Source organism: Pseudomonas japonica (assembly GCF_013522925.1).
Classification (GTDB): Bacteria; Pseudomonadota; Gammaproteobacteria; order Pseudomonadales; family Pseudomonadaceae; genus Aquipseudomonas; species Aquipseudomonas japonica_A.
Window position 1 is genome coordinate 150,635 of the sequence record NZ_JAAMQU010000009.1, and the last position, 22,459, is coordinate 173,093.

The window sequence follows — 22,459 nt, forward strand, 5'->3', positions numbered from 1 at the left end:
GCAGCCTGTGGCGATCGCCATGCCGTTAGCATCCTGAGTACCAATTCGACAAGAACAAGGGCAGGCCTGGCATGCGATTAGGTTGGTATTCGGCACTAACGCCCACTGAAAAGCGTACCTACTGGGCGTGTTTCGGTGGGTTCACGCTAGACTCGATGGACTCCACCATCTACTCGCTCATGATGCCAGTGCTGATGACGGTACTGTCCCTGAGCAAGTCCGATGCGGGCCTGCTCGGGTCGGTATCCCTGATCGGCAGCGCCTTGGGTGGCTGGGCCGCCGGGTTGCTGGCGGACCGTTTCGGCCGCGTGCGGGTGATGCAAGGGACCGTGCTGTGGGTAGCGTCCTTCACCTGCCTGGCCGGGCTTTGCAGCAGCTTCTGGGAATTTCTGCCTGTGCGTTTTCTACAAGGCATCGGCTATGGCGGCGAAGCCGTCGTCGGCGCGGTGCTGATCAGCGAGGCCATTGCGCCAGCGCTCCGCGGCCGGGTTGCCGCCTCGGTGCAAAGCGGGTACGCGGTGGGCTATGCAATTTCCCTGACCTTGATGCCGGTCGTGTTTGCCTGGCTGCCCGAGGAAATCGCCTGGCGCGCGTTCTTCGCCATTGGTTTGTTGCCCGCCCTGCTCATCTGGTTCATCCGCCGCCTGGTACCGGAATCTCACGCCTTTACCCAGGCGAACAAGGGCCCCAGGAAAGCGCTGAACGTTCGAGAGATCTTCGGCCGGGATCATCGCAGGGTCACAGTGATCAGCACCATCCTCGCCAGCGGTATATTCGGCGGGGCTTACATCATGATCACCTGGCTGCCGACCTATATGAGGATGGTGCTCAACCTGCCGGTGACGTCTACCTCGGGTTATCTTGCGGTGAACATCCTGGGTTCGCTGCTAGGCCCCTTCATCTACGGCCGTATCAGCGACCACATCAGCCGCGGCAGGGCATTCATGCTGTTTCTCCTGTGCCAGGCCTGCGTGGTGGGGGTGTATACCTTCGCCCCCATCAACATGGGCGTCACCCTGGGCCTGGGTTTGCTACTTGGAACCTTCCAGGGCGGCTTGGCCTCCGGGCTGCCGGTGGCGTTTGCAGAGCTTTATCCCACCCGCATCCGTGCCAATGGGGCCGGGTTCTGCACCAGCTTCGGTCGCGGTTTCGGCTCGATCATGCCCGCCGCAGTCGGCTTTGCGTCTACCAGCATGGGCCTGCCCGCCGCCATGGGGACGTTTGCCATCAGCTCGTACGTGATCGCGTTCATTGCGGCGCTTTGCCTGCCAAACGCCACCGGCGCGGACATGACGGCAGAGGCTGCGGTCAATGACGACGCTGGGCATAAACGCTCGTCACCGAGTAATGACGGGGCTTATAACCCGATGACTGGAAAGAAAAATTCTTGCTGAGCAGGTTTCGCCTGTAATACTGTAAATACATACAGTTAAGAGTCATCGTTATGGCCAAGCAACCTTCCACGCCCGTACAACCCCAGCCCTATGACCTTTTGGCGACGCGCCTGCAGCGCGCCATTAACCATCCCGCCGCGCAACAGGCCAAAACGGCCCTGCTTGAACGGCTGGACGGCGACTCGGAAGAAGCTTGGGAGCGGATCATGGAAGAGCTGGGCGAAAACGATAACGTGACCCTGGCTTACCGGGACGATGGCCATATCCAGATTTTCTGGACCGTGCTGCAGGACGATTGACGATGAGCATTGTTGTCCTGGGGCCGCTTGAGCCTTCCGTCTATCCCTTGCCGTTTTTCGCCTACCGGGTACCCGCAGGCTTTCCGTCGCCGGCAGCAGATCATCTGGAAAAACACATTTCCCTCGATGAGCTGTTCGACCTGCGCGCACCGCATATCTACCTGGTGAAGATCGACGGCGACAGCATGAAAGGCGCCGGCCTGTTTTCCGGTGACCTGGTGATCGTGGATCGCGGCCGAGAAGCACGTCATGGCGACATCGTGATTGCCGCGCTCAATGGTGAACCCGTGTGCAAGCGGCTGCACTGCAAAGGCAGCGAAATCATTCTCCAGTCCGAAAACCCGGCCTATCCCCAGCGGTTCATCCTGGAAAGCGACGAGATGGCCATCTGGGGTGTGGTGCGCTACAGCGTGCGCGATCATGCCTACGCTTGAACCCACCTTTGCTCTGGTGGACTGCAACAGCTTCTATGCGTCGTGCGAACGGGTGTTTCGGCCGGACCTGGCCAAGACGCCGATTGTGGTGCTGTCTAACAACGACGGTTGCGTGATCGCCCGCAGCTACGACGCCAAGCCCTTCGTGAAAATGGGCGCGCCGTACTTCCAGATCAAGGACACGCTGTGCCGGCACGGCATCGTGGCGTTCTCTTCGAACTACGCGCTCTATGGCGAGATCAGCCAACGGGTGATGACCCTCATCGAGGGCATGGTGGCCGGCTCCGAGGTGTACAGCATCGACGAGATGTTCTGCGACCTGACTGGCCAGCCGGGCGACCTGACGGTCCTGGGCCGGTCGATCCGGGAGAAGGTGCTGCGCTGTACCGGCATTCCGGTCGGTGTCGGCATTGCCCGCACCAAAACGCTGGCCAAGCTGGCCAACCACACCGCCAAGCGTTTGCAGCAGCACACCGGAGGCGTGGTCGACATCTGCGACCCGTTCAAGCGTGACTGGGTGCTGCGTAATACTGCCGTGGCTGAGGTGTGGGGGGTGGGCCGGCGCTTGACCGCGCACTTGCAGGGCATGGGCATCCACTCCGCCATGGACCTGGCCAATGCCGACCCCGTGACCCTACGCGCCAAGTTCAGCGTGGTCCTGGAGCGCACGGCCCGCGAGCTCGCCGGCGTGCCGTGCCTGGAACTGGACGACCCCGACCCACCCAAGCAGGAAATTTGCTGTAGCCGCATGTTTGGCAAGCGGCTGACTGACCTGGCCCCGATCAAGGAAGCGGTGGCCAGCTACACGGCGCGCGCGGCCGAGAAGCTGCGCGCCCAGGGCTCGATGTGCAAGAAGATGCGCATCGCCGTGCGCACCGGCATGTTAAACCCGGACGAGGCCAAATACGCGAACGGCGTGCTGATCGAACTGCCCTACCCTACCCATGACACGCTCTTGATGACCAACGCCGCCACCCAGGCCGTGGAACGGATCTACCGGCCAGGCTACCGCTACAGCAAGGCCGAGGTGCTGTTGCTGGACCTGCGCCAACCCGGTGAATACACCGACGACCTGTTCGCCCAGACCCAGCCGAAGAAATGCGAACAGCTGATGCAGGTGCTGGACACGATCAACGGCCGTTGGGGCCGCGGAACGCTGCGTTCAGCCACGGTGCCTATCGCGCCCGACTGGGGCATGCGCCGCGAGCTGATGAGCCAGAGTTACACAACGCGAATTGATCAGTTGTGGACAGTCAATGCACACTAATGTATTTACTAATTATATCTTAGCTCCCAATAGCCTGTTTTATTGATAAATTCATAAAATGAATTTTATTATAATTATACTAATTGGCTGATGCTTGACTTTTTATAGTAATCGCGCAATCAGAAGCGGTCTATAAATACAGTGCGTTAAATGCATTAATGTTCTCAGTTTTCAATATTTAAAATTAGGTTGTGATTCGAATTAAAGTGAATTGCAGTTCGTCTTTTTTAAAATAAAGAGGAACTTTTAAAATAAAAATTTGTCAACTTTATGATTTTGCATGTGAAATTCCCCATACCAAACAGGATAATACCATGCCTACAGCTCCAACAATTGCTCCGCTGATACCGGCTGAAGAGCAAGTCATAGTTCACACTCAAACTTCCTACACTACGTACAAAGGAACGTCGGGTAACGACGTAATTAATGGTTCCTATAGACGGGATCATTTGTTTGGTGGTGCCGGGAACGACACCCTGAATGGCCAAGGCGGCAACAGTGACGTATTGGTAGGCGGTGCTGGAGTCGATACCCTCACAGGCGGCGCAGTCGATGGATATCCGGTGAAATTCGTGTTCACGTCGCTTACCGACAGTTACGCCAATGCCGAGGGTTCCCATTCCGACCTGATTACTAATTTCTTTGGCTCAGACGATGTACTGGACCTGACCGCCCTTGGCCTGGAGCGGATCGGTAACGGCCACAATGGCGATCTGGACGTCAGCTATGATGCTGCCACGGACATTACCTACGTGCGTTCGCTGGACAAAGACGCCAGCGGCAATTTCTTCGAGGTGCGCCTAGCGGGCGATTTTCAAGGCCAGCTAAGCACGACCAACTTTGAACTGCGCCACGATGGCACAGCCGGCAACGATTCCCTGGACTACAGCTTCAGCACCAAGCAGTACGTGCTCAATGGCCTGGACGGTGACGATACGCTGACCGGCGGGAAAACAGCCAACGTACTGGATGGCGGCGCGGGTGCTGATCACCTGATCGGCAATAGCGGCTACGACACTTTCCTCTACCACCAGCTCAGCGACAGTTTCGTCAACGACGCCTCGGGTGAGTCCAGCGCTGACCTTATCAGCAATTTTAACCTGTTCCGTGGGGACGTGTTGGACGTTTCCGCGCTGGGCTTCACTGGCCTGGGCGATGGCTACAACGGCACGCTGAATTATACCTATGACAAAACCGCAGGGCATTTTGTGGCTCAGTCGTTCGAAGCCGATGCCCAAGGCAACCGCTTCAAGGTGTATATCGACCAGGACTACCGCCACGGTAGCGCCTCTTACCAGGATGCCGATGGTTTTATCTTCGCAGGTGATGACTACTCTGACGCTGCTGACCAGACCCTGACCGGAAAGCCGACCTGGGATGCTCTCTTTACGGGATCGGACGGCGGTATTCTGATCGGCGGCGGTGCCGGCGATGCGCTGACGGGTATTAATACTGGGGTAGATACCTTCCGCTATCTGGACAGCAGCGACAGCGTTCATGGTGCCGCTGACCTGATCACGGACTTCGATGTGACCCAGGACAAGATCGACGTGGCAGCCCTCGGCTATACGGGCCTGGGCGATGGCACCAACGGTACCTTGAAGCTGGTGTACGACACAGACCTGCACCGCACCTATCTCAAGGACTACGACCTTAATGCCGAGGGTCAGCGCTTCGAAATCGGCTTCGAAGGCGGCTACACCCGGACCTTCACCGCAGACAACTTGATCGTTGCCAGCACCGTTTCAACAGCCGAGCATGCTCTTGATGCGCCTATTGAATTGGTAGGCGTTGCGCCTAGTGATATCCATGCTGCTTAGGTGAGAGGTCGCTTTAGCTAGCGGTTAGTAGTCCATCATCACTTCAGGCTGACCTTAGCAAGGGCAGCTAAAGTCGGTTTACGCCGAAGACGAAAGGCTCCTACCGACCCATAGCTGACGTTCAGGTAGGTGAACCTGTGTCACCTCGTGAATGACATCTCCAAGCACTTTGCGATCCGGTCTAGAATGACCATGCACTTTTCAGAAACAACAAGCGGTGGTTCGCCAATCATGTAAAGCAGGTGCTCGAACGCTAAGCCAGTTTCGTGGTGATCGACATAGTCAAGAACGATTTCACCCCCGTTCTCCAAGCCTGCTTGAGCTAAAGCATGGTCTTGCGGTACTGGGCCAAGCTGTTCGTATGCCATGGACATCAGCGTCGAGATCTCCTTAAGTGCTTCAACGAAATCGGCCCTCAAGTCGTTGCCAAGGTGGCTCATCACAAATATCTCTTCGATCAAGGTGATCTGGGTTCCGTTCTTGCTTGGTCGACCGGTGCCCAAAACCAGGTTTTTGTCCAGGCAATTGGATAGCTAAGTTCGACTGCCTGCTCTTGGGTTACGCTCTACCCATTTCCTCGTACGAGGCATCGACGAACGTGATGTGTTCGCCCCAAGCCGCTTCAGCTAAATCCTGGATGATTTCAGCCAGCGTCTCGACATTCACCCCCTGAGCTTCGATGCAGGCCGAGCGTCCGGGTGACCAGTCGATGACGGAACACTGTGTATATTGCTCCAGCAGTGCGGACAGCGCCGCCTGAGGCGGCGCCCTGTGGGTATACATGAAGTCAAAGTATGGGGCACTGGTATCATGAAGCGGGTACATCAAAGCCCAAGCGTTTGATGGGCCAGGAAAGCACAGGTGGACGTAACGATTCGCCCATTCCGGTCCACTGTGTTTGATGTGTCGAAGTACTCCGATGATCGAATGACAATCGGCTATGCGGACCATTCGGTCAGGATCAAAGGTCCAGTCGGGCCCAGGCTGGCTTGCTGCGGTACTGGCCAGAAGTGCAGCAACCATTCTTGCTTTTTTCTTCATCGCATTACCTTGGCTCGAACGTTTGCCCTGTGTCGGCTTCTACCTGTCATCACCGACCGCTTCGGGTCGGTTGCAGCCAACAGCAGTAGTCAGCAACCGACCCAAAGCGACCTACGCCGCCCTTAGGCAGCGTAGTGAGGTGATGCCGCGCTCAGTTAGCCAATAGGCTGGTCATGCTCCGGCGCAGCTGTAGCCACCCCTACCAATTCAACTGCCACTGGGGGCGCGAATATCATGTTGTCGTCGTTCAAAACATCAAGCCAGTTACCGGCCAAGGCAATTTCGAATTTGTGCCCTTGGCTGTCTGCTTCCACATCCTTGAGGTAGGTACGGTCCAGATCCCGGTTGTAGGCCATCTTTAACGTAGTCCCTGTGCCATCACCGAATTCGGTGTAGCCCAACTGCGATACATCGATCTTGTCGCTAGGGCCTGCGAACCCTTTGATAAGGTCGACAAAGCTTTTCGAGTCGGTTCGATAGCTGTCGTCGGTAGACAGGTAGCGGAAGGTATCGTCGTCTTGATGGTCATCGACCCAGTAGGAGAAATCGCCTCTGTCACCGCCATTGAGTTGGTCAGCGCCCTGCCCCCCAATCAAGATGTCGGACCCTGCCCCGCCGTTGATGCGGTCGTTGCCCGCCAGGCCATAAATCACTTCCGACAGGGCCGATCCGGTAATGGTATCCGTGCCCGAGGTGCCTTCGATGACAGGGCGTGCCGTCACCACATTATCGCTGTTCAGCTGACTGGCCAGGTTGCCGTCCAGTACCAGCTCAAAGCGATGCCCGGAGGCGTCGGCATCGTAACTCTTCAAGTACGTTCGGGTACCTTCGGCATTCGTTTGTACAGCGAGCGTGCCGTTGTGGCCATTGCCAAGGCCAGTAAAACCAAGCCCGATCAGGTCAATCCGGTCCTGGGACGCATCAAAATCCACAACACGGTCACCGGCTTGGCCGGTACTCGTGTGGTAGCTGTCCGCTATGTCAGTGAAGCGGAATATATCTGCCCCGGTACCGCCGGTGAGCACGTCCCGCCCGCCACTGCCCTGCAAGACATCGTCGCCCGCAAAGCCGTTAATGAGTTCGGAGGCCTCCGTGCCTCGCAGGATGTCCTGCCCCACATAGCCGTCGATATGGACCTTGCCGTCCTGGCTGCCGAAGCTGGTATCAAGGCTGCCGTCTGCATTGAGACGCGTGACGTTAAAGTCCCGGTTGTGCAGGCCCGCGATCACGATTTTGCCGTCTGCTTGTACCGTCACAGCATCTGGAGAGCTATCGTCGATAGTGACCATGCCCTTTTCGCCGAAGCTGGTATCAAAGGAACCGTCGGCATTGAGCCGCAGTACACTCGCCACCGAAGTTTCGACGTTATGGCCTGCCACAATGATTTTGCCGTCCGCTTGAATGGCCACACCAGAATCGCCTCTGAAACCCAAGGCTGGATCGAAGTAGAGGATCCCCTGATCCCCAAAGCGGGTGTCCAGCTCACCGTCCGGCGTAAAGCGCTGGAGTGCATACATGTCAACAAAGCGGATGTCCGTAGGCGAATCGTGCGCAACCTCGACAGAATAGAGCGCGCCGAGAAGAACACTGCCATCAGGCTGGACAGTGGTCGAAATATCACCAGCCCCTGGGTCTGGCGTGGTGTTCAATGTCAGTGTCCCCTTGTCACCAAAGCCTGTGATCACGGTACCGTCGCCGCTCAGTTTAGTAACCTCGGCTTGACCGTCGTCGCGAATGCTTACATACAGGGTGCCATCCGCTTGGGCCTTGATATCAATGCCGCCGTAGAGGCCGCTAGCGATCGTCAGTGCGCCGCCCGTGGCGAATGTACGGTCAAGCGTACCGTCACTGTTGAATCGCTCTACCCGTATGCCGCTGTCTATCGAACTCGCGACCACCACTCTGCCGTCGGCCTGAACAGCCATGACTTCATAGTCCCAATCAAGATCTACGCTGGCCGGAACGACATCTACGCCTCCCACGCCGAACGCGGTGTCCAGGCTGCCGTTCGTGTTGAGCCGCAGCACAGAATGATCAAGCTCGTAGCCATAGCTTTCCTCGCCTGGCGCGCCAGGGTAACCCCAGGCAAGGTGCTGGCTATAGCCACCTACCAGGATTTCGCCGTTGGCTTGTACCAATACGCTTTCTGCGTAATCCAGCTGCCCTGTAAGATCGACCGTGACCGTGCCGACGCCGGTGGTGACAGTGTGGGTGAGTACCGACTTGCTATCGCTGGTTTCCACTGTTTAATCCTTTAATGATGCCGATTGGATCCTCCACTGTAGTTCACCGTTGGCAGTCTGCATTCGGCCAGGCCTGGCGAGGCACATGACAGTCGCTGTACGGTCATCGCCTACTGTCATAGAGGTAGATAGCGAAGCCTGGCGATGCTTTATTGCTGGTGGGGCGGTATCGAGAGTACGAAGGGTTCGACTACATAGGACGGTGCTGGATAGGGTTCACCTGACGCTGCTATCCATAGCTACCGTTCAGCACCACACCGTAGCGGTTGCGTAAAGTAAAGGTGGGTGCTGATAGCCCGGCTGTTGAGGAAGTGTTAGCTCACGTGGTCTACAGCGGGATGTCCTATGAGCGCCACCTTTGGCGTATCGGCAACCACCAGGTCGGCATCGGTGAGCACTTGCGTGTAGTCGAACCCGGCTAGCGTGACCTGGAAGGCGTGCCCATCGGCACCTGGCTCGCTACTGCGCAGGTAGGTACGGTCGTGGATTTCATCGTAGGTCATCCTCAAGGTGCCATCGCGGCCGTTACCCAAACCGGTCACGCCGAGTGCGGAGACATCAAGCTTGTCCTCGCCCCAGATGAAATCAGTGATCAGGTCGCTGCTGCCGGCATAACTATCAGCGCTGCTGGTGAACACGAAACGGTCGTTGCCCGTGCCGCCGGTGAGCTTGTCCGCGCCCGCCCCACCCGTCAGCATGTCGTCACCGGCGTTACCCTCAAGAGTGTCGTTTCCGGCGCCGCCGCCCAGGGTATCGTTGCCCCAGTAGCCATACAGAATGTTCGCTTTGTCGTCGCCGACCAGATTCACTGGTGTGATCGGCTGCGGGGTGGTCACAGCAGTCGCGTCACTGGGCGGGGCGAACAACACGGTGCTGGTATTTAGCTCACTGACGTGGTTCCCACTGAGCAGAATTTCGAAGCGGTTACCGTTGGCATCGGGCTCCAGGGATTTAAGCGCGGTGGCATTGCCGGCCAGGTTGAGCACCACCTTCAGCGTACCGTTGTAACCGTTACCCAGCCCGGTAAAGCCCAACGCGGACACGTCGATCATGTCATGGCCGTTACCACTGAAGTCGGTGATCAGGTCGCGGCTGCTGTAGCTGCCACTGGCATCATTACGGTAGCTGTCGCTAAGCCGGGTATACACGAAATTGTCTGCACCTGCGCCGCCGCTCAGGGTATCGCCGCCGGCGCCGCCGAATAGCCGGTCATTGCCCACACCTGCTTCGACGGTATCGCGGCCAGCGCCGGCCTTCAGGGATTCGCTGGCGTCTGTGCCTTCGAGCAGGTCGTTGTGCGAGGTGCCGTTGATCAGCGGCTGGAAGTTGGCATTGGTAATAAGGCCGCTATTGGCCAGGAACTGCACGGCAAAATGTTTGCCATTACCGTCTCGCTCGTAGCTTTCCAAAATGTAAATGCCGCGCAGGGGCTCGCTACGGATGTGCAGGGAATCGCCATAGCCATTGCCCAAATGGGTATAGCCCAGGGCCGACACGTCGAGGATATCGTGGGCGGGATCGAAATAGTCGATGGTGTCGGTATACTCGCCTCCGCCCTTGATATAGCTGTCGCCGATGCGGTCGAAGCGGAATACATCGTTGCCGGCGCCGCCGTCCATGCCGTCGTATCCGGCACTGGAGACCATCACATCGTTGCCACCCCCGCTGACTAGCTGGTCGTTGCCGCCCCCACCCATCAGCAGCTCATTGGCTAGCCCACCACGTATGTAGTCGTTGCCAGGGGTACCCTGCACGATGAGTTCGATCGGGTTGCTGCTGACCTGGCTACTGGCGCTTGGGACTTGTAAATCCGTATGGCTGGTGACTTTCTTGATGTCGGGAACCTGGGTCATGCGTGCTCCTTGCCTGCGGTTGGGCCACTAGGAATATAGCGTGACGCCATTAATGCCGTTTCGTTTAAAGGCAATGGGCCGGTATCGACGAAGGGGTAATAAGGGCCTGGGGTTGATGCACATCCTCACGCTGCCGCGTTTGGCTTTAGCCGGTCAATGCGAAGGGCCGCAATGGGTCGGCTGCGGCCGGTGGGAACGGGCCCCTACCGACCCATTGCTGCCCTTCGCATTGGGCGGCAATCGGCAGTACCGGTCGTTATAATGCATTCAGGAAACCAGTTAAGAGACTCGAAGATTGAATGGACTTCTTAGTTGATTGGATAGCACACAGCATTGGCGTTTGTGTGTTGAAACTGCTGAGTGGTGGCCGCTTCAAAGGAAAAAGCGGCTATGCCTGGGGCTGGGCAGTCGTCGTCGGTGGCTTGGTTCTGCTTAGCCCATTTGCAGCTTTCTTCGTTTGGCTTGAGTATACCGATGGCGGTTGACGTGATGGCACATTGGGTCGACAGATGTCGCTCTCGACCGACGACATCCAACCCAAAGCGGATATCCAGCTGGATCTCCAGAGATCTACCCTAATATCGAGAAGGCAACAGTTCTCCTGCTTCAATGCGTGAGAAAACAACGTCAGGATTCGTCTGGCACCAGTATTTAAATAAAAGGCGAGGTTCGTGTTCTCCAAAAACCTGCTTTACCAAGCTCTCAAGGGATACGACCAGTTTGGGGGCCGTCCATTGCTGTGCGAGAACACCAATTTGTTTGCCCGACGCGGAGATAACCCAGGTAGCTTCATCCCCTTTGATACAGGGCAGGTAGTGCATGGTTTGTATGGCTTCGAACAGTGCGCGCAAAGTTGCGGTCGGATCGAGCTTGATTGAGCTGGCATGGCCGCTCAGATCGTCTCCTGCATGGACGCTGTCTCGATCAATGGCAATGGCCAGCATCATGATCCCTTGAATGATTCAATTCAGGCTAGCCAGCGTATGGGCTGAGTAGCGAGCCGTCTACAGTCCGCTCATGGCCGACCTCTATCTGCCGCCACCGTCCGCTATGGGTCGGTAGCGCCGATCCCAAATGCATGCCCGTGCCATGCATTTGGCGTCACGCGCTTCCAGCTTCTTGAAGCCGGTGAGAACGGATGGTCAGATCAAGGCCAAGCAACGGGTGACGGCTAGAAGGGTGCGAAGGATGGAGCTCCCCTTCTCCAGACTTTCATACAGAAGCGTCAGAGGCAGGCCCGTTGGCAATCTCACCCCCGCCCTCGGCGCTGCAAACGGACCTCAATGGACTCAAGTTCTGTCATCCCTATACGACCCCTCACTCCCTAAACAATACACAACAACATCCGGCAGCTCCGGTTAACCGACGTCCGCCGTTAAGCGGCACCATTGTCCCTTATTTAGAAACAAACATATTCTACAGCGCCTAATTGTTTCGAGAGCTGTCGCTAAGTACATTGGCTCACATGCACCGGCGACGTACTTCTACTCAGTTGCCATCCCCCAATTTGAACACTCTTTACTCAAAGGAATGCCCTGATGCCTGCCTACAACCGCCTGAACAAAGACGACGCCGTACTGCTGCTGGTTGACCACCAAACAGGCCTTATCTCGCTGGTACAGGATTTCTCGCCGAACGAGTTCAAGAACAACGTGCTGGCCCTGGCCGATTGCGGCAAGTTCTTCGGGCTGCCCACCATCCTGACCACCAGCTTTGAGCAGGGCCCGAACGGGCCGCTGGTTCCGGAGCTGAAGGAAATGTTTCCCGACGCGCCCTACATTCCGCGCCCTGGCCAGATCAATGCGTGGGACAACGAGGACTTCGTCAAGGCGATCAAGGCCACCGGCCGCAAGCAGCTGATCATTGCTGGCGTGGTGACTGACGTGTGCGTCGCCTTCCCTACCCTGTCCGCACTGGCTGAAGGCTTCGATGTGTTCGTGGTCACCGATGCATCGGGCACCTTCAACGAAACCGTTCAGCAGGCATCCTGGGCCCGCATGTCCGCCGCCGGCGCTCAGCTGATGAACTGGTTCAGTGTGGCCTGCGAACTGCACCGCGACTGGCGCAACGACATCGAGGGCCTGGGCAACCTGTTGTCGCAGCGCATCCCCAACTACCGCAACCTCATGAACAGCTACGCGGCATTGACGGCCAGATGAAAGGCTGAACACGCAATGGGGTTACTCGTAGCCCCAACCGCGTCGATCGTGCTGGTTACCAGCACAGGCATCCAATATTTCACCGCCGGGCATCGCTGCCTCGAGCACAGCTATATTCCAAGGAAAACAAACATGGCCAGCCCCGCTCCCCTGACGGACATCGTGACCCTCGTCGTTCGCCACAAGGTACGTCCCGATGCCCTTCACACCTATGAAGAATGGCTAAAGCGATCCGTTCGCACCGCCATGTCACAAGACGGTCACCTGGGTGTGAATGTCATACGCCCTACCGAAGAGGATCACACCTTCACCACTGTGGTTCGTTTTGCCAAGGCAGAGAAACTGCAGGCTTGGGTCAACTCATCGGTGAGGCGTTCACTCATCGTCGAGGTCACGCCCTTGCTGCAAGACATCGATGCACCTGAGGTGAGCAACGACCCGGAGTTCTGGTTCACTCCTACGCATGCTGACAAAAGCCAGCCGCCCAAATGGAAACAGGCGGTACTCAGCTATGTGGTGATCGCGCCATTGTCCATGGTTATCCCCCAGCTCTGGAGCCCCTTGTTCCAGCAGCACCCTGCGCTGGGCGGGGTCGTTGCGAGCAACCTGATCATTACCTTCTGCATCGTCGGGCTAGTGACGTTCGCAATCATGCCTTATGTCACTCGCTGGCTCGCGGGTTGGCTTACCGCCAAGTGACTTCTCTCAGGCGTTTTTTGAATGCTTGGGTAGTCAATGTAGCCTCGCCCGTCACCTCCGAAGAAAGTGGCCGGGTCGGGTGCGTTAAGTTCCAGACCCTCCCGGATTCGGCGAGGCAAGGTAACTCCCGGGCTACAGGAGCTTGCCAGGCTGGACTATTCCACAAGGGATATCATTCGCTGCTACAGCCTGGCGGCTCACCTGCGCCTGCAGCCGGGCCAGTTCCGCGGCGTGGGTGGCCAAGCCGCTCCGGCTCGGCCACGTGCGCGGTGTCGGGCGCCTGAATTCGCCTCCAGGCCGCTAGTTCCTGTCAGCCCAACACATGCCCCTGATCAACCTCCTCCGCTACCCCTATCAACCCAACCTGATCGCCACCCGCAAACACCACGTTGCGCTCATCCAGGCTCTCTCTCCAGTCACCACTGATCGCGATCTGAAACTTGTGGCCCTGTGCGTCTGCTTCAACATCCTGCAAGTAGGTACGGTCCAGGTTGCTGTTGTAGGCCACTTTAAGCGTGGTGCCGGTGCCGTCGCCGAAGCCGGTATAACCCAGGTGGGCCACATCGATCTTGTCGTCCACCGTCAAGTGGGCGATCAGGTCGACGAAGCTCTGGCTTCCCGTGCGGTAGCTGTCGTCGGTGGAGGTGTAGCGGAACACGTCGTCGTTCTGGTGGTTGTCGGTCCACAAGGAGATGTCGGCTCTGTCTCCACCGTCGAGGCGGTCGGCGCCAGCGCCGCCGATGATGACATCCGCACCAGCGCCACCATTGATCCGGTCATTGCCGCCCAAGCCGTAGATGATTTCCGACAGGGCAGAACCCGTAATCGTGTCTTTGCCCGAGGTACCGTCAAGGGTAGCTGGGGTGAACACCAGGTTGTCGCTTTTCAATTGGCCTACCAGGTTGCCGTCCAGGGCCAGTTCGAAGCGTTGGCCGGAGGCATCGGCGTCGTAGCTTTTCAGGTAAGTGCGGCTACCGTCGGCGCTGGCTTGCACGGCGAGGGTGCCGTCATGGCCATCGCCGATGCCGGTGAAGCCCAGGCCGATCAGGTCGATACGGTCATGGGCAGCGTCGAAGTCCTGGAGGCGGTCGCTGCCGTTCTGGGACGCGGTGCGGTAGCTGTCGCTGAGTGCGGTGAAGCGGAAGATGTCTGCGCCAGCGCCGCCTTGCAGCAGGTCGCGGCCGCCATTGCCCTGGAGCACGTCGTTGCCCTGGAGCACGTCGTTGCCCGCCAGGCCATGAATCACCTCGGCCGCATCGGTGCCCTTGAGGATTTCTTCGCCCGTGTAGCCGTCGATATGCAGCTTGCCGTCCGGGCTGCCGAAGCTGGTATCCAGGCTGCCGTCGGTATTGAAACGCACGATACTGAAATCACCGTTGGTAGTGCCCGTGGCGAGGATCTTGCCATCGGCTTGTACGGTCAGCGCCATCGGCGCGTCGGTCTCGAAGGTTACTTTGCCGTGGTCGCCGAAACTGTTGTCGTAGGAACCGTCCGTATTGAACCGCGCCACGGTGGCCCTGGTGTCGCTGTCACCATGGCCCATCAGGATGATCTTGCCATCCTCCTGCACGGCAAGCACCGAGTCGTCGCCGAACCCCATGCTTGGGGTGAGAAAGAGCCGGCCATTCTCACCGAAACGGGTATCCACCTGACCGTCAGGATTGAAGCGCTTGAGGATAAACAGAGGATCCGCAAGGAGCAGAGGGCTGTACGAACCGCCGTACACCACACTGCCATCGGCTTGCACCGCAGTGGAAATCTCTTCGGTGTAGTAGTAGTCGTCGATAGGAATAGGCAGGGTCAGGATGCCCTTGTCGCCAAAGCTCTTGACCAAGGTGCCGTCACTGGCGACTTTGATCACTGCCGCTTCGTCAAACCCACGCACGCTGAGCAGGGAGGTGCCGTCCGTACCGACCTTCAGCTCCATCCCTACGAAATAAGCGCCAGTGTCGATGGTACTAACACCGTTCTGGCCAAAGGTAAAGTCGCGGCTCCCGTCGCTGTTGAAGCGCTCCATTCGCACGCTTTCAGGTTGATCTATGGCGATCAGTACCTTGCCATCGGGTTGCACCGCCGTCACCTCGTAGCGTGACGCTGGGGCAATCGCAGCGGGAACGATGTCGACGCCACCCTCATGAAAGCGGGTGTCCAGGCTACCGTCTGCGTTCAGGCGGACAACCGAATGGTTCTGCTCATAGCCGTAGCTTTCTTCGCCAGGCGCGCCGGGGTAACCCCATGCCAGGTACTCGGTATAACCTCCCAGCAAAATCTTGCCATCGGGCTGGATAACGATGCTCTGGTTGTCGTCAAACTGGCCAGTGAGGTCGACCTGGACAGTGCCCGGGCCAGTTCTGACGGTATGAGTGCTCGCAGACGCGCTATTGGAAGTCATCACGAGGGCCGAGCCTTTGAATGGATGAGCTTATGACCTTAGCAGAGCTATATGAATGTTCACTTGCTCATCTCTTTATCAGGTAGGTCGAAGTACTCTCGAGATCAGACACGCACAGTCACGCTGTACTATCCCCGAATAATGATGTTTGGAAGCTTTCAGGAAGGCCAGATGACTGACCGCTACCCGGGAAAAAACGAGGCACGCTGGCCCTTCGTTCTGATTGCGGCGGCGTTGTGGATATTAGCCATTATTATGCTGGGTATTCACGCTTGGGTGGGTGCGATGGTGTTTTTATCACTGGGCATCAGCATGGTTTGGCCAAACTTCTTTTACGGAAGAGAGGCCACCGAACGCTTCAAGCGCTGGTTCGATTTTTTTTGCCGGTGGTTATGACAAAGACGAAGCAGCCAAGCCGCGCTTGGCATTTGAACGTCAAACCTTTCGTGCCCAGCTGCCGAACATCACATCGCCAATGTACACACCTGAAGAGGCTGAACGCTCCTGATCCAGCCGCTCTTGCAGCGTTTCAATGTCGACTTCGCTTGCACTGGCTACTCCCAGTGCAACGATTCGCGGCAGGCAGGCACGCACAATGTTGCCTAGGCCGTAAGGCGTGTCGGGCGTTTGGACCACGCACTCGGCCCGCACGCTTTCCACGGTCAAGCCTGCCTGCGTAAAAATGCCATGCAGGTTGAAACCGATGTGCAGGTCTGCCCCTTCACGAGCGATCATTTCCTGTAGCCAGGTTTGCGCTTTCTCCCCTTGCACCCAATAGCGCTTCATCCTTCGCCACTGCACGCTTATAGGCATCACGGCTCATCAACTTCTCGGCGTAAGCGAGAAACGCAGGCCTGTGCGGCAATGTTTGCAGCCCCAAACCCCACCCGATGTGGGAGCCAACATAGACGTCGGCAGCAGTGAAGCGCTCTCCGGCAATAAACGGATGCGCCAACACCGCGCGCTCAAGTTGGTCAACGGTACGCTCGTAGCTTCCGTAACCGAAGAAAAACTCCTGATCCGGCTTCGGGTTGAAGCCGGCGCGGTGATTGGTCACAGCCTGCTCCAGAGGCCCCGCGGCAAAAAACAACCAGCGGTAGTAGGTCGCTCGCTTCGCCGCTGCAGGCGCCAACTCGGCCGCGGGGAAGGCGTCCGCCAGGTACGCACAGATGGCGGCAGTTTCTGTTATGGTTTGCCCGTTATGCACGAGGGCAGGAACCTTCCCCACCGGGTTCACGTCGCGAAAAAAAACGACTCGTGGATCATCTGCGTTATCCACCGTTGGCACTGCCAGCGAAGCACCGCCCCACTGATCAGCCTGGCTGGTCGGCTGGTAATCCAGAACGACCGACTCATACGCGCAGCCGATTTCTTCGAGCATCCAGCGCACCATGCGGCCGCGAGAATTGGGGTTGGTATAAAACGTCATTGTCATCGAGAGCCCCTCCTGGCTCGGTTGGTCGATAACAATGGTAAGGGCGAAGCTGCACCACCCCTTCGGCGGTGTACGCCAGAATACTCGCCAAACGCGCCATCTGTGGGGCGTCGCATTACGCATTGCCGCTCACCTGCGGTTCGGAGCATAGAAATGTCGCACCTTCACACCAGCGCCGAGCGGTGTAAATTGCCCCGGGTTTTCTGGCAATCGATAGAGCAACTGGGGTTGGCCCCCTCATTGATTCAGCGGCACGCCCAACTGCCCCACGACCTTCACCTGAACGAAGCCGCTGCTGTCAGCACGCATCAGCTCTTTGCCATCTGGAACGCCATTGAGGCGCTTTCTGCAGACCCTGCGTTCGCGATCAGGATGGTCCGCGATACGCCCAGTTCGAAACATAAACTGGCATTTCTGGCGGCGTTATATGCGGCCAGCTTTCGCGATGGGCTTGCAAGGCTTTCACGCTTCAAGCGCCTATGCAGCCCCGACCAGATTCGCATCGAAGAGCGTCAGGGCAAGGTGTCATTCACCATTGAGTGGCCTTCTGGCACAGGGCCGGCGCCCTATCTCTCGGTCGAGGCCTCTTTCGCGTTGGTACTGGAGCTCGGTCGACGAGGCACTGGTAAACACATCAAACCTCTGGCGTTGAGCTTGAGACGACCGGCGCAAACCCTGGAAACTCACTCGAGCTATTTCGCTTGCCCCATTCACTACGGCGCGGCTCATGATGAATTGACGGTGAGCGCCGCCGACCTCGATCTACCGTTTCTGGAGCACAATCCGGAAGTGATGGACATGATGGCGCCCGGCCTGACTGCCGCACTGAGGGAGATAGAAAGCCCCGTTGGATTCGGCGAGCAGGTAATCGAAGCGCTGAAAAAAGCGTTAGGGGACGGACGGCCAAGTTTGCAGTACCTCGCCCGAGAACTGTTGCAGAGCGAGCGTACGTTGCAACGACGCTTGGCGTCGGAGGGCACATCGTTCAGTGCGATGCTCAACGAGGCCCGGCGCCAAGTGGGCTTTCATCTGCTGGCGAACACGGCCCTCGAGCTCAAAGAAGTGGCGTATTTGCTCGGTTACGAGGACGTCAACTCTTACTATCGGGCGTTTCGGCAGTGGGAAAAGGTGTCACCCGGTCAGTGGCGACTGCTCAATACTTGAAGTATGACGCTGGCCATATGCGGACATTGTGGCCGCATTGCCACATATTTACGCGCCAGCGGTTGGTCTCGACCGCCCCATAGCCGCCTCTCGCAGAGCACCGGCATCGACAAAATCGTGGATTGGATCAGAAGGCCGCAGCACGGGGTAAACCTGAACTACCCTTGTATCCACCTTCATACAACAAGCCAGGCCACGCCACCGGTGCACAGGTACCCAGGCAGCAGCCGGCGAACCCGGGAGTTCCAATGGCCACTACCTATTTCGATGTCCGCGACTACGGCGCGGTTGGCGATGGTGTTACCGACGATACCCACGCTATTCAGGCAGCCATTGATGCCGCCAGGGCCGCCGTCGAGTCCGCCGACGAGATAATCGATGCCGAGGTGTACCTGCCTGAAGGCACTTACATCGTCAGCGGCAACCCCGAGCTGAGCGCCAGCAGCTGCCTGCAGCTGTATAACCGGGTGACGCTTGGCGGTGACGGGGCCGACGCCACCAGCCTCAAGCTTGCCGATGGCTGGGACAAGCCCGTTACCGGTATCGTGCGAACCGCCGGCGAAACACAGCACGTTGGCGCCCATGACCTCACCATCGATGGCAACAGCGCGGGCACCAGCGGGCGCGTGGATGGCTTTACCACCGGCGGGGAGAACCTGCGTGACAACCCGGACACGGGCGTCAGCCTCAGCGGCGTGGCGCTGGTCAATTGCAGCGGCAACGGGCTCAACGCCCAGGAGAACACCTACGGCCTGAGCGTTACCGACAGCGTGGCCAGGGGCAATGGCCTGGATGGTTTCTTTGCCCACCTGGTTGGCCAGTTCAGCGAATACGTAGACGCCGGCGGCTTCCAGGACAACCGCAGCGAAAACAACGGCCGCAACGGCTTCACCTTGCTGCTGGACAACTACGAGACCACCCTGGCCGACAACGATTCTGCCAACAACAATGGCCGCGGCCTGCTCATCCAGGGCCCTCCGGGCGAAGAGCCCAACGGCCGGGTGCAGATCACGGGTGGCGAGGTGTATGGCAACAGGGACGAAGGGGTGCTGCTCAAGCTCACTGACCAGAGCCGGGTCAGCGGCGTGACCGTGCACGACAATGGCGGCGCGGCCGTGGGCGTGGTCGGTAGCTCGGGAAACACCATCGCCGGCAATACCCTCTACAGTAACGTGCTGGACCATGGCAACGCGGAGGTGCTCATACAGGCCTCGGACGACACCGATGTGACCGCCCTGGGCGCGGCTCAGGGCAACGTGGTGTACAACAACATCATCAGCAGTGGCAGCGCCAGCTATGCGGTGGCCGAACGCAATGAAGACCCTATTGGCTTCAACACGGTGTTTGATAACTACTTCAGCCGCCTGGGCGACCCCGCCACGCTGTTTTATGGCACCGACAGCGACGCCTTCGGTAACCACCTTGGCCTGGTGGTAACCGGCACCGCCAGCAGCGACCTGCTGCGCGCGAACCCGATAGCCGACACCCTGCTCTACGGCGGCGCGGGCGATGACCGCCTGGTTGGCGCTGCCTATGACGATCTGCTTTACGGCGGCGCCGGCATCGACCGGCTGACCGGCGGCGCGGGCGCGGATACCTTCCGCTACACCAATGCCGGCGACAGCGTGCGCGGTGCCAACGACGTGATCACTGACTTCAAGCCCGGCGAGGACCAGCTCGATGTGGCCAGCCTGGGCTTCAGCGGCCTTGGCAATGGCCACGATGGCACCCTGCGTTTGACCTATAACGCCAGCCTGGACCGCACTTACCTGCGCAGCCTGGACGCTGATAGCCAAGGCCACTACTTCCAACTGGCGCTGGCGGGCGATTACCAGACGCGGCTGCATGCCGGTGACTTTGAAACGCTGATCCAGGGCACCTCCGGCGCGGATGTCTCCACTGGCAGCACCGCCAATGAAACCCTCGCCGGCCTTGCCGGGGCTGACACCCTCAGCGGCGGCGGGGGCGCCGATTACCTCATCGGGGGCGCCGACGCGGATCGGCTCACGGGCGGGGCAGGCGTGGACACCTTCGTCTTCAGCGCGGTGACCGACAGTTACACCAACCCCACGCTGGGTGTGCAGGCCAGCGACGTCATCACCGACTTTGACTATGACACCGACGTGCTCGACCTCTCGGCCCTGGGGTTCACATCCCTGGGCGACGGCCATGACGGCACGCTCACCTATTCCCGGAACGGCTCGTCACAGTCCATTACCCTGCAATCGCTGGATGCCGATGCGAACGGCAACTTCTTTAAGCTGGTGCTCGAAAACGAGACCTACATCAATAACGCGGCCATCCGGTTTGGCGATCCGGTTGCCACCCATTTCAATCAGCAACCCGCCAGCTACGACGATTACTCCATCGACTCGCCAACCACCGGGGACGACACCATCGTCGGCTATTTCAGCGACGACCGTATCAGTGGCCTGGCAGGCAACGACACCCTGCGCGGTATGGCCGGTAACGATACGCTCGCCGGCAATGCCGGAGCCGATTTCCTGGACGGCGGCAGTGGCAATGACACCTTGGCCGGCGGCAGCGGTAATGACACGCTCAGCGGCGGTGCCGGGGACGACCTGCTTACGGGAAATACTGGCGTAGACCAGCTGTTTGGGGGTTCGGGCGCTGATACGTTCCGCTATATCAGCAGCGCTGACAGCCTGCGCGGCGCCAGCGACATCATCGAGGACTTCGCAGGCCAGCGAGACCTGATAGACGTGTCGGCACTGGGGTATACCGGCCTGGGAAGTGGCCACGATGGCACGCTCAAAGTCAGCTACAGCGCTGCGGGAGACCGCACGTATATCAAGGACTTCACCACCACCGGCGACAACGGCCAACGCTTCGAGATTGTCTTGAGCGGGGACCACAGCCACGACCTGGGCGCGGACCAGTTCGTGTTCGCCGATGCCGGTCCTGAGCTGACGTTGCTGGGGGTGTAGGGCATTTGTGAGTTACCCATGGGCATCAACTGGCGCAACACCGACCAGTTGAATGGCGGCGTCCACGGCGTGCTCGGCGGTTGGAACATTGCTCGCGACGATCAGGTTGTCAGCAGAAAATGTTCTGGTGTAACCGCCTTCCATGCCGATTTCGAACCGCTGCCCCTCGACATTCAGATCGTAGTCCTTGAGGTAGGTGCGATCAGCTTCAAGGTGCCATCGTGGCCGTCGCCCAGGCCGGTATAGCCGAGAGCGGCAACGTCCAATACGTCCCCGCGGAACAGGTCGAAATCGCTGATAAAGTCAATGCTGGATACACCCGAGGCGTCGTTGACGAAACTGTCGCTGAGCTCATGATAAAGGTAATTTTCCTCGTTCCAGCTGCCGATCATGTGTTCCGCACCCGCGCCGCCATCCAGTACGCTGAACCATTTCCCGGCATACAGCGTATCGTCGCCGTCCCGGCCATTGAGCACGTATTGCTTGGTGCTGAAGCTGTAGTCCAGGCGAGGAGATGAGCCTGCCTGGGGGTGAACGGCAATCAGACGACTGCTGCGACTTGCTGAAGAGCTCGCTAAGGGTCGATATCCTTATTAGCCGTGGCGCGCCAATCAAACCTGGGATATCGAGGCAAGGTACAGCTGAATGCAGCCTGACCACCTAAACCTTCACTAAAGGCTTCTCAGGCCGTTCGGTGTCTCGATGTATGCCTGCAACCCATGTCGCTCCCCCCGCAGTACAGTGACCGGCCCGGAAAAGCCGATAGCCTCCAAACGGTGTTCCACTAACTCTGGGTCAGGATGAGTGATTTCCAAGCGTCGCAATGCACAGCCTTTATCAACCATCCCCTGCACTGGATGCGTCGATGCCCCCCAGTCGATCAGGCTGGGGATAACCCCTCCCTGAGGTAAATGCCCGTCAGGTTGAATCGAAATAGTCCAGGACAACGCTCCCCTGCTCATCGGCTCGACCTCTCCAAAAACCTTGCGAAGACTTTCGCCTATGCCAGCCAGATGTTCTGTTCGCGCTACCCAGTGGGCTAAAGAAGGAGCGGCATGTGCATCCAGCTCATCCAGGGCGAACCACCGAGGTCTGGCAGGTACGGGAGCAGCGTAGTCAGCGGCAATGACTTCGAGATAGAAATGCTCCCCCAGCCGCAGCAGCAGATTATGCGTACTCATACGCGCGTGCTTACCACCGGGCTGCAACTGAACACCCAGCGCCTGCTCCACGAGTTCCGCGCCTGCTGCAAGCGTAGGCGACACGACGACCAGATGATCCAGGGTGGAACGCCTCATATGCACAGCTCCA

At 58.5% G+C, this 22,459-nt stretch carries 22 protein-coding genes; 11 read left to right on the forward strand and 11 right to left on the reverse strand.

Going from position 1 to position 22,459, the window contains the following annotated elements:
• Positions 1 to 71: 71 nt before the first annotated feature.
• The 5 genes from G7016_RS15835 to G7016_RS15855 all read left to right on the forward strand — a co-directional run bounded on the left by G7016_RS15835 (position 72) and on the right by G7016_RS15855 (position 5,214).
• Entirely contained in the window at positions 72 to 1,394 is a 1,323-nt protein-coding gene (locus G7016_RS15835) for an MFS transporter (protein ID WP_181116053.1), read from the forward strand.
• Between the two features lie 50 nt (positions 1,395 to 1,444).
• Entirely contained in the window at positions 1,445 to 1,693 is a 249-nt protein-coding gene (locus G7016_RS15840) for a DUF1654 domain-containing protein (protein ID WP_181116056.1), read from the forward strand.
• 2 nt (positions 1,694 to 1,695) lie between these two features.
• Positions 1,696 to 2,127 carry a LexA family protein gene (locus G7016_RS15845; protein ID WP_181116059.1) on the forward strand — a complete coding sequence of 144 codons (432 nt, stop codon included), beginning with the start codon at positions 1,696 to 1,698 and terminating at the stop codon, positions 2,125 to 2,127.
• On the forward strand, positions 2,114 to 3,394 hold the full coding sequence (gene umuC / locus G7016_RS15850) for a translesion error-prone DNA polymerase V subunit UmuC (RefSeq protein WP_181116062.1): 1,281 nt from the start codon (positions 2,114 to 2,116) through the stop codon (positions 3,392 to 3,394). Before G7016_RS15845 ends, umuC begins: the two co-directional genes overlap by 14 nt.
• A 314-nt stretch (positions 3,395 to 3,708) precedes the next feature.
• On the forward strand, positions 3,709 to 5,214 hold the full coding sequence (locus tag G7016_RS15855; RefSeq protein ID WP_181116065.1) for a M10 family metallopeptidase C-terminal domain-containing protein: 1,506 nt from the start codon (positions 3,709 to 3,711) through the stop codon (positions 5,212 to 5,214).
• Positions 5,215 to 5,354: 140 nt separating this feature from the next.
• Here G7016_RS15855 and G7016_RS15860 read toward each other — a convergent pair whose 3' ends face one another.
• The 4 genes from G7016_RS15860 to G7016_RS25380 all read right to left on the reverse strand — a co-directional run bounded on the left by G7016_RS15860 (position 5,355) and on the right by G7016_RS25380 (position 10,351).
• Positions 5,355 to 5,654 (reverse strand): hypothetical protein, encoded by a 300-nt coding sequence (locus tag G7016_RS15860; protein WP_181116385.1) that lies wholly within the window; start codon positions 5,652 to 5,654, stop codon positions 5,355 to 5,357.
• A 118-nt stretch (positions 5,655 to 5,772) separates the two neighbouring features.
• Complete coding sequence (locus G7016_RS15865; protein WP_181116068.1) at positions 5,773 to 6,255, reverse strand: hypothetical protein; 483 nt, start codon at positions 6,253 to 6,255, stop codon at positions 5,773 to 5,775.
• A gap of 155 nt (positions 6,256 to 6,410) precedes the next feature.
• On the reverse strand, positions 6,411 to 8,498 hold the full coding sequence (locus tag G7016_RS15870; protein ID WP_181116071.1) for a calcium-binding protein: 2,088 nt from the start codon (positions 8,496 to 8,498) through the stop codon (positions 6,411 to 6,413).
• A 314-nt stretch (positions 8,499 to 8,812) separates the two neighbouring features.
• On the reverse strand, positions 8,813 to 10,351 hold the full coding sequence (locus G7016_RS25380; RefSeq protein WP_181116074.1) for a M10 family metallopeptidase C-terminal domain-containing protein: 1,539 nt from the start codon (positions 10,349 to 10,351) through the stop codon (positions 8,813 to 8,815).
• A 299-nt stretch (positions 10,352 to 10,650) separates the two neighbouring features.
• Between G7016_RS25380 and G7016_RS15880 the strand changes: the two genes are divergently transcribed.
• Entirely contained in the window at positions 10,651 to 10,836 is a 186-nt protein-coding gene (locus G7016_RS15880; RefSeq protein ID WP_181116077.1) for a hypothetical protein, read from the forward strand.
• A 90-nt stretch (positions 10,837 to 10,926) separates the two neighbouring features.
• Here G7016_RS15880 and G7016_RS15885 read toward each other — a convergent pair whose 3' ends face one another.
• Positions 10,927 to 11,298: a hypothetical protein gene (locus tag G7016_RS15885; protein ID WP_258195208.1), complete on the reverse strand. Its 372-nt coding sequence runs from the start codon at positions 11,296 to 11,298 to the stop codon at positions 10,927 to 10,929.
• A gap of 591 nt (positions 11,299 to 11,889) precedes the next feature.
• Here G7016_RS15885 and ycaC point away from each other — a divergent pair.
• Both ycaC and G7016_RS15895 read left to right on the forward strand, forming a co-directional pair.
• A complete protein-coding gene (gene ycaC / locus G7016_RS15890; RefSeq protein ID WP_375139252.1) occupies positions 11,890 to 12,510 on the forward strand; it encodes an isochorismate family cysteine hydrolase YcaC in 621 nt (206 codons plus the stop codon).
• Positions 12,511 to 12,642: 132 nt separating this feature from the next.
• A complete protein-coding gene (locus tag G7016_RS15895; RefSeq protein WP_181116080.1) occupies positions 12,643 to 13,209 on the forward strand; it encodes an antibiotic biosynthesis monooxygenase in 567 nt (188 codons plus the stop codon).
• Between the two features lie 310 nt (positions 13,210 to 13,519).
• Here the strand turns inward: G7016_RS15895 and G7016_RS15900 are convergent, their stop codons facing one another.
• Positions 13,520 to 15,601 (reverse strand): calcium-binding protein, encoded by a 2,082-nt coding sequence (locus G7016_RS15900; RefSeq protein WP_181116083.1) that lies wholly within the window; start codon positions 15,599 to 15,601, stop codon positions 13,520 to 13,522.
• Positions 15,602 to 15,772: 171 nt separating this feature from the next.
• On the opposite strand from G7016_RS15900, the gene G7016_RS15905 reads away from it, so the two are divergent.
• A complete protein-coding gene (locus G7016_RS15905; protein ID WP_181116086.1) occupies positions 15,773 to 15,997 on the forward strand; it encodes a hypothetical protein in 225 nt (74 codons plus the stop codon).
• 39 nt (positions 15,998 to 16,036) lie between these two features.
• Here the strand turns inward: G7016_RS15905 and G7016_RS15910 are convergent, their stop codons facing one another.
• Both G7016_RS15910 and G7016_RS15915 read right to left on the reverse strand, forming a co-directional pair.
• On the reverse strand, positions 16,037 to 16,336 hold the full coding sequence (locus G7016_RS15910) for a hypothetical protein (RefSeq protein ID WP_258195209.1): 300 nt from the start codon (positions 16,334 to 16,336) through the stop codon (positions 16,037 to 16,039).
• Positions 16,323 to 17,036, reverse strand: coding sequence for a glutathione S-transferase family protein (locus G7016_RS15915; RefSeq protein WP_219856300.1), 714 nt, complete (start codon positions 17,034 to 17,036; stop codon positions 16,323 to 16,325). The genes G7016_RS15910 and G7016_RS15915 overlap by 14 nt, the downstream gene beginning before the upstream one ends.
• A gap of 153 nt (positions 17,037 to 17,189) precedes the next feature.
• Here G7016_RS15915 and G7016_RS15920 point away from each other — a divergent pair, with 153 nt between their 5' ends.
• Together G7016_RS15920 and G7016_RS15925 are read left to right on the forward strand one after the other, a co-directional pair.
• Positions 17,190 to 18,200 carry an AraC family transcriptional regulator gene (locus G7016_RS15920; protein WP_181116089.1) on the forward strand — a complete coding sequence of 337 codons (1,011 nt, stop codon included), beginning with the start codon at positions 17,190 to 17,192 and terminating at the stop codon, positions 18,198 to 18,200.
• 248 nt (positions 18,201 to 18,448) lie between these two features.
• The gene (locus G7016_RS15925; RefSeq protein WP_181116092.1) at positions 18,449 to 21,148 is read left to right on the forward strand and encodes a M10 family metallopeptidase C-terminal domain-containing protein; all 2,700 of its coding nucleotides are present in this window, start codon (positions 18,449 to 18,451) and stop codon (positions 21,146 to 21,148) included.
• A 12-nt stretch (positions 21,149 to 21,160) separates the two neighbouring features.
• Here the strand turns inward: G7016_RS15925 and G7016_RS25145 are convergent, their stop codons facing one another.
• The 3 genes from G7016_RS25145 to G7016_RS15935 all read right to left on the reverse strand — a co-directional run bounded on the left by G7016_RS25145 (position 21,161) and on the right by G7016_RS15935 (position 22,446).
• Entirely contained in the window at positions 21,161 to 21,292 is a 132-nt protein-coding gene (locus G7016_RS25145) for a hypothetical protein (RefSeq protein WP_258195210.1), read from the reverse strand.
• 29 nt (positions 21,293 to 21,321) lie between these two features.
• Positions 21,322 to 21,624, reverse strand: coding sequence for a hypothetical protein (locus tag G7016_RS15930; protein WP_181116098.1), 303 nt, complete (start codon positions 21,622 to 21,624; stop codon positions 21,322 to 21,324).
• 195 nt (positions 21,625 to 21,819) lie between these two features.
• Positions 21,820 to 22,446, reverse strand: coding sequence for a VOC family protein (locus G7016_RS15935; RefSeq protein WP_181116103.1), 627 nt, complete (start codon positions 22,444 to 22,446; stop codon positions 21,820 to 21,822).
• Between the last annotated feature and the right edge of the window lie 13 nt (positions 22,447 to 22,459).

Coding starts and splice junctions, on each gene's coding strand:
- G7016_RS15835 (WP_181116053.1), top strand. CDS start 72: ATGCGATTAGGTTGGTATTCGGCACTAACGCCCACTGAAAAGCGTACC.
- G7016_RS15840 (WP_181116056.1), top strand. CDS start 1,445: ATGGCCAAGCAACCTTCCACGCCCGTACAACCCCAGCCCTATGACCTT.
- G7016_RS15845 (WP_181116059.1), top strand. CDS start 1,696: ATGAGCATTGTTGTCCTGGGGCCGCTTGAGCCTTCCGTCTATCCCTTG.
- umuC (WP_181116062.1), top strand. CDS start 2,114: ATGCCTACGCTTGAACCCACCTTTGCTCTGGTGGACTGCAACAGCTTC.
- G7016_RS15855 (WP_181116065.1), top strand. CDS start 3,709: ATGCCTACAGCTCCAACAATTGCTCCGCTGATACCGGCTGAAGAGCAA.
- G7016_RS15860 (WP_181116385.1), bottom strand. CDS start 5,654: ATGAGCCACCTTGGCAACGACTTGAGGGCCGATTTCGTTGAAGCACTT.
- G7016_RS15865 (WP_181116068.1), bottom strand. CDS start 6,255: ATGAAGAAAAAAGCAAGAATGGTTGCTGCACTTCTGGCCAGTACCGCA.
- G7016_RS25380 (WP_181116074.1), bottom strand. CDS start 10,351: ATGACCCAGGTTCCCGACATCAAGAAAGTCACCAGCCATACGGATTTA.
- G7016_RS15880 (WP_181116077.1), top strand. CDS start 10,651: ATGGACTTCTTAGTTGATTGGATAGCACACAGCATTGGCGTTTGTGTG.
- G7016_RS15885 (WP_258195208.1), bottom strand. CDS start 11,298: ATGATGCTGGCCATTGCCATTGATCGAGACAGCGTCCATGCAGGAGAC.
- ycaC (WP_375139252.1), top strand. CDS start 11,890: ATGCCTGCCTACAACCGCCTGAACAAAGACGACGCCGTACTGCTGCTG.
- G7016_RS15895 (WP_181116080.1), top strand. CDS start 12,643: ATGGCCAGCCCCGCTCCCCTGACGGACATCGTGACCCTCGTCGTTCGC.
- G7016_RS15900 (WP_181116083.1), bottom strand. CDS start 15,601: ATGACTTCCAATAGCGCGTCTGCGAGCACTCATACCGTCAGAACTGGC.
- G7016_RS15905 (WP_181116086.1), top strand. CDS start 15,773: ATGACTGACCGCTACCCGGGAAAAAACGAGGCACGCTGGCCCTTCGTT.
- G7016_RS15910 (WP_258195209.1), bottom strand. CDS start 16,336: ATGATCGCTCGTGAAGGGGCAGACCTGCACATCGGTTTCAACCTGCAT.
- G7016_RS15915 (WP_219856300.1), bottom strand. CDS start 17,036: ATGACAATGACGTTTTATACCAACCCCAATTCTCGCGGCCGCATGGTG.
- G7016_RS15920 (WP_181116089.1), top strand. CDS start 17,190: ATGTCGCACCTTCACACCAGCGCCGAGCGGTGTAAATTGCCCCGGGTT.
- G7016_RS15925 (WP_181116092.1), top strand. CDS start 18,449: ATGGCCACTACCTATTTCGATGTCCGCGACTACGGCGCGGTTGGCGAT.
- G7016_RS25145 (WP_258195210.1), bottom strand. CDS start 21,292: ATGGAAGGCGGTTACACCAGAACATTTTCTGCTGACAACCTGATCGTC.
- G7016_RS15935 (WP_181116103.1), bottom strand. CDS start 22,446: ATGAGGCGTTCCACCCTGGATCATCTGGTCGTCGTGTCGCCTACGCTT.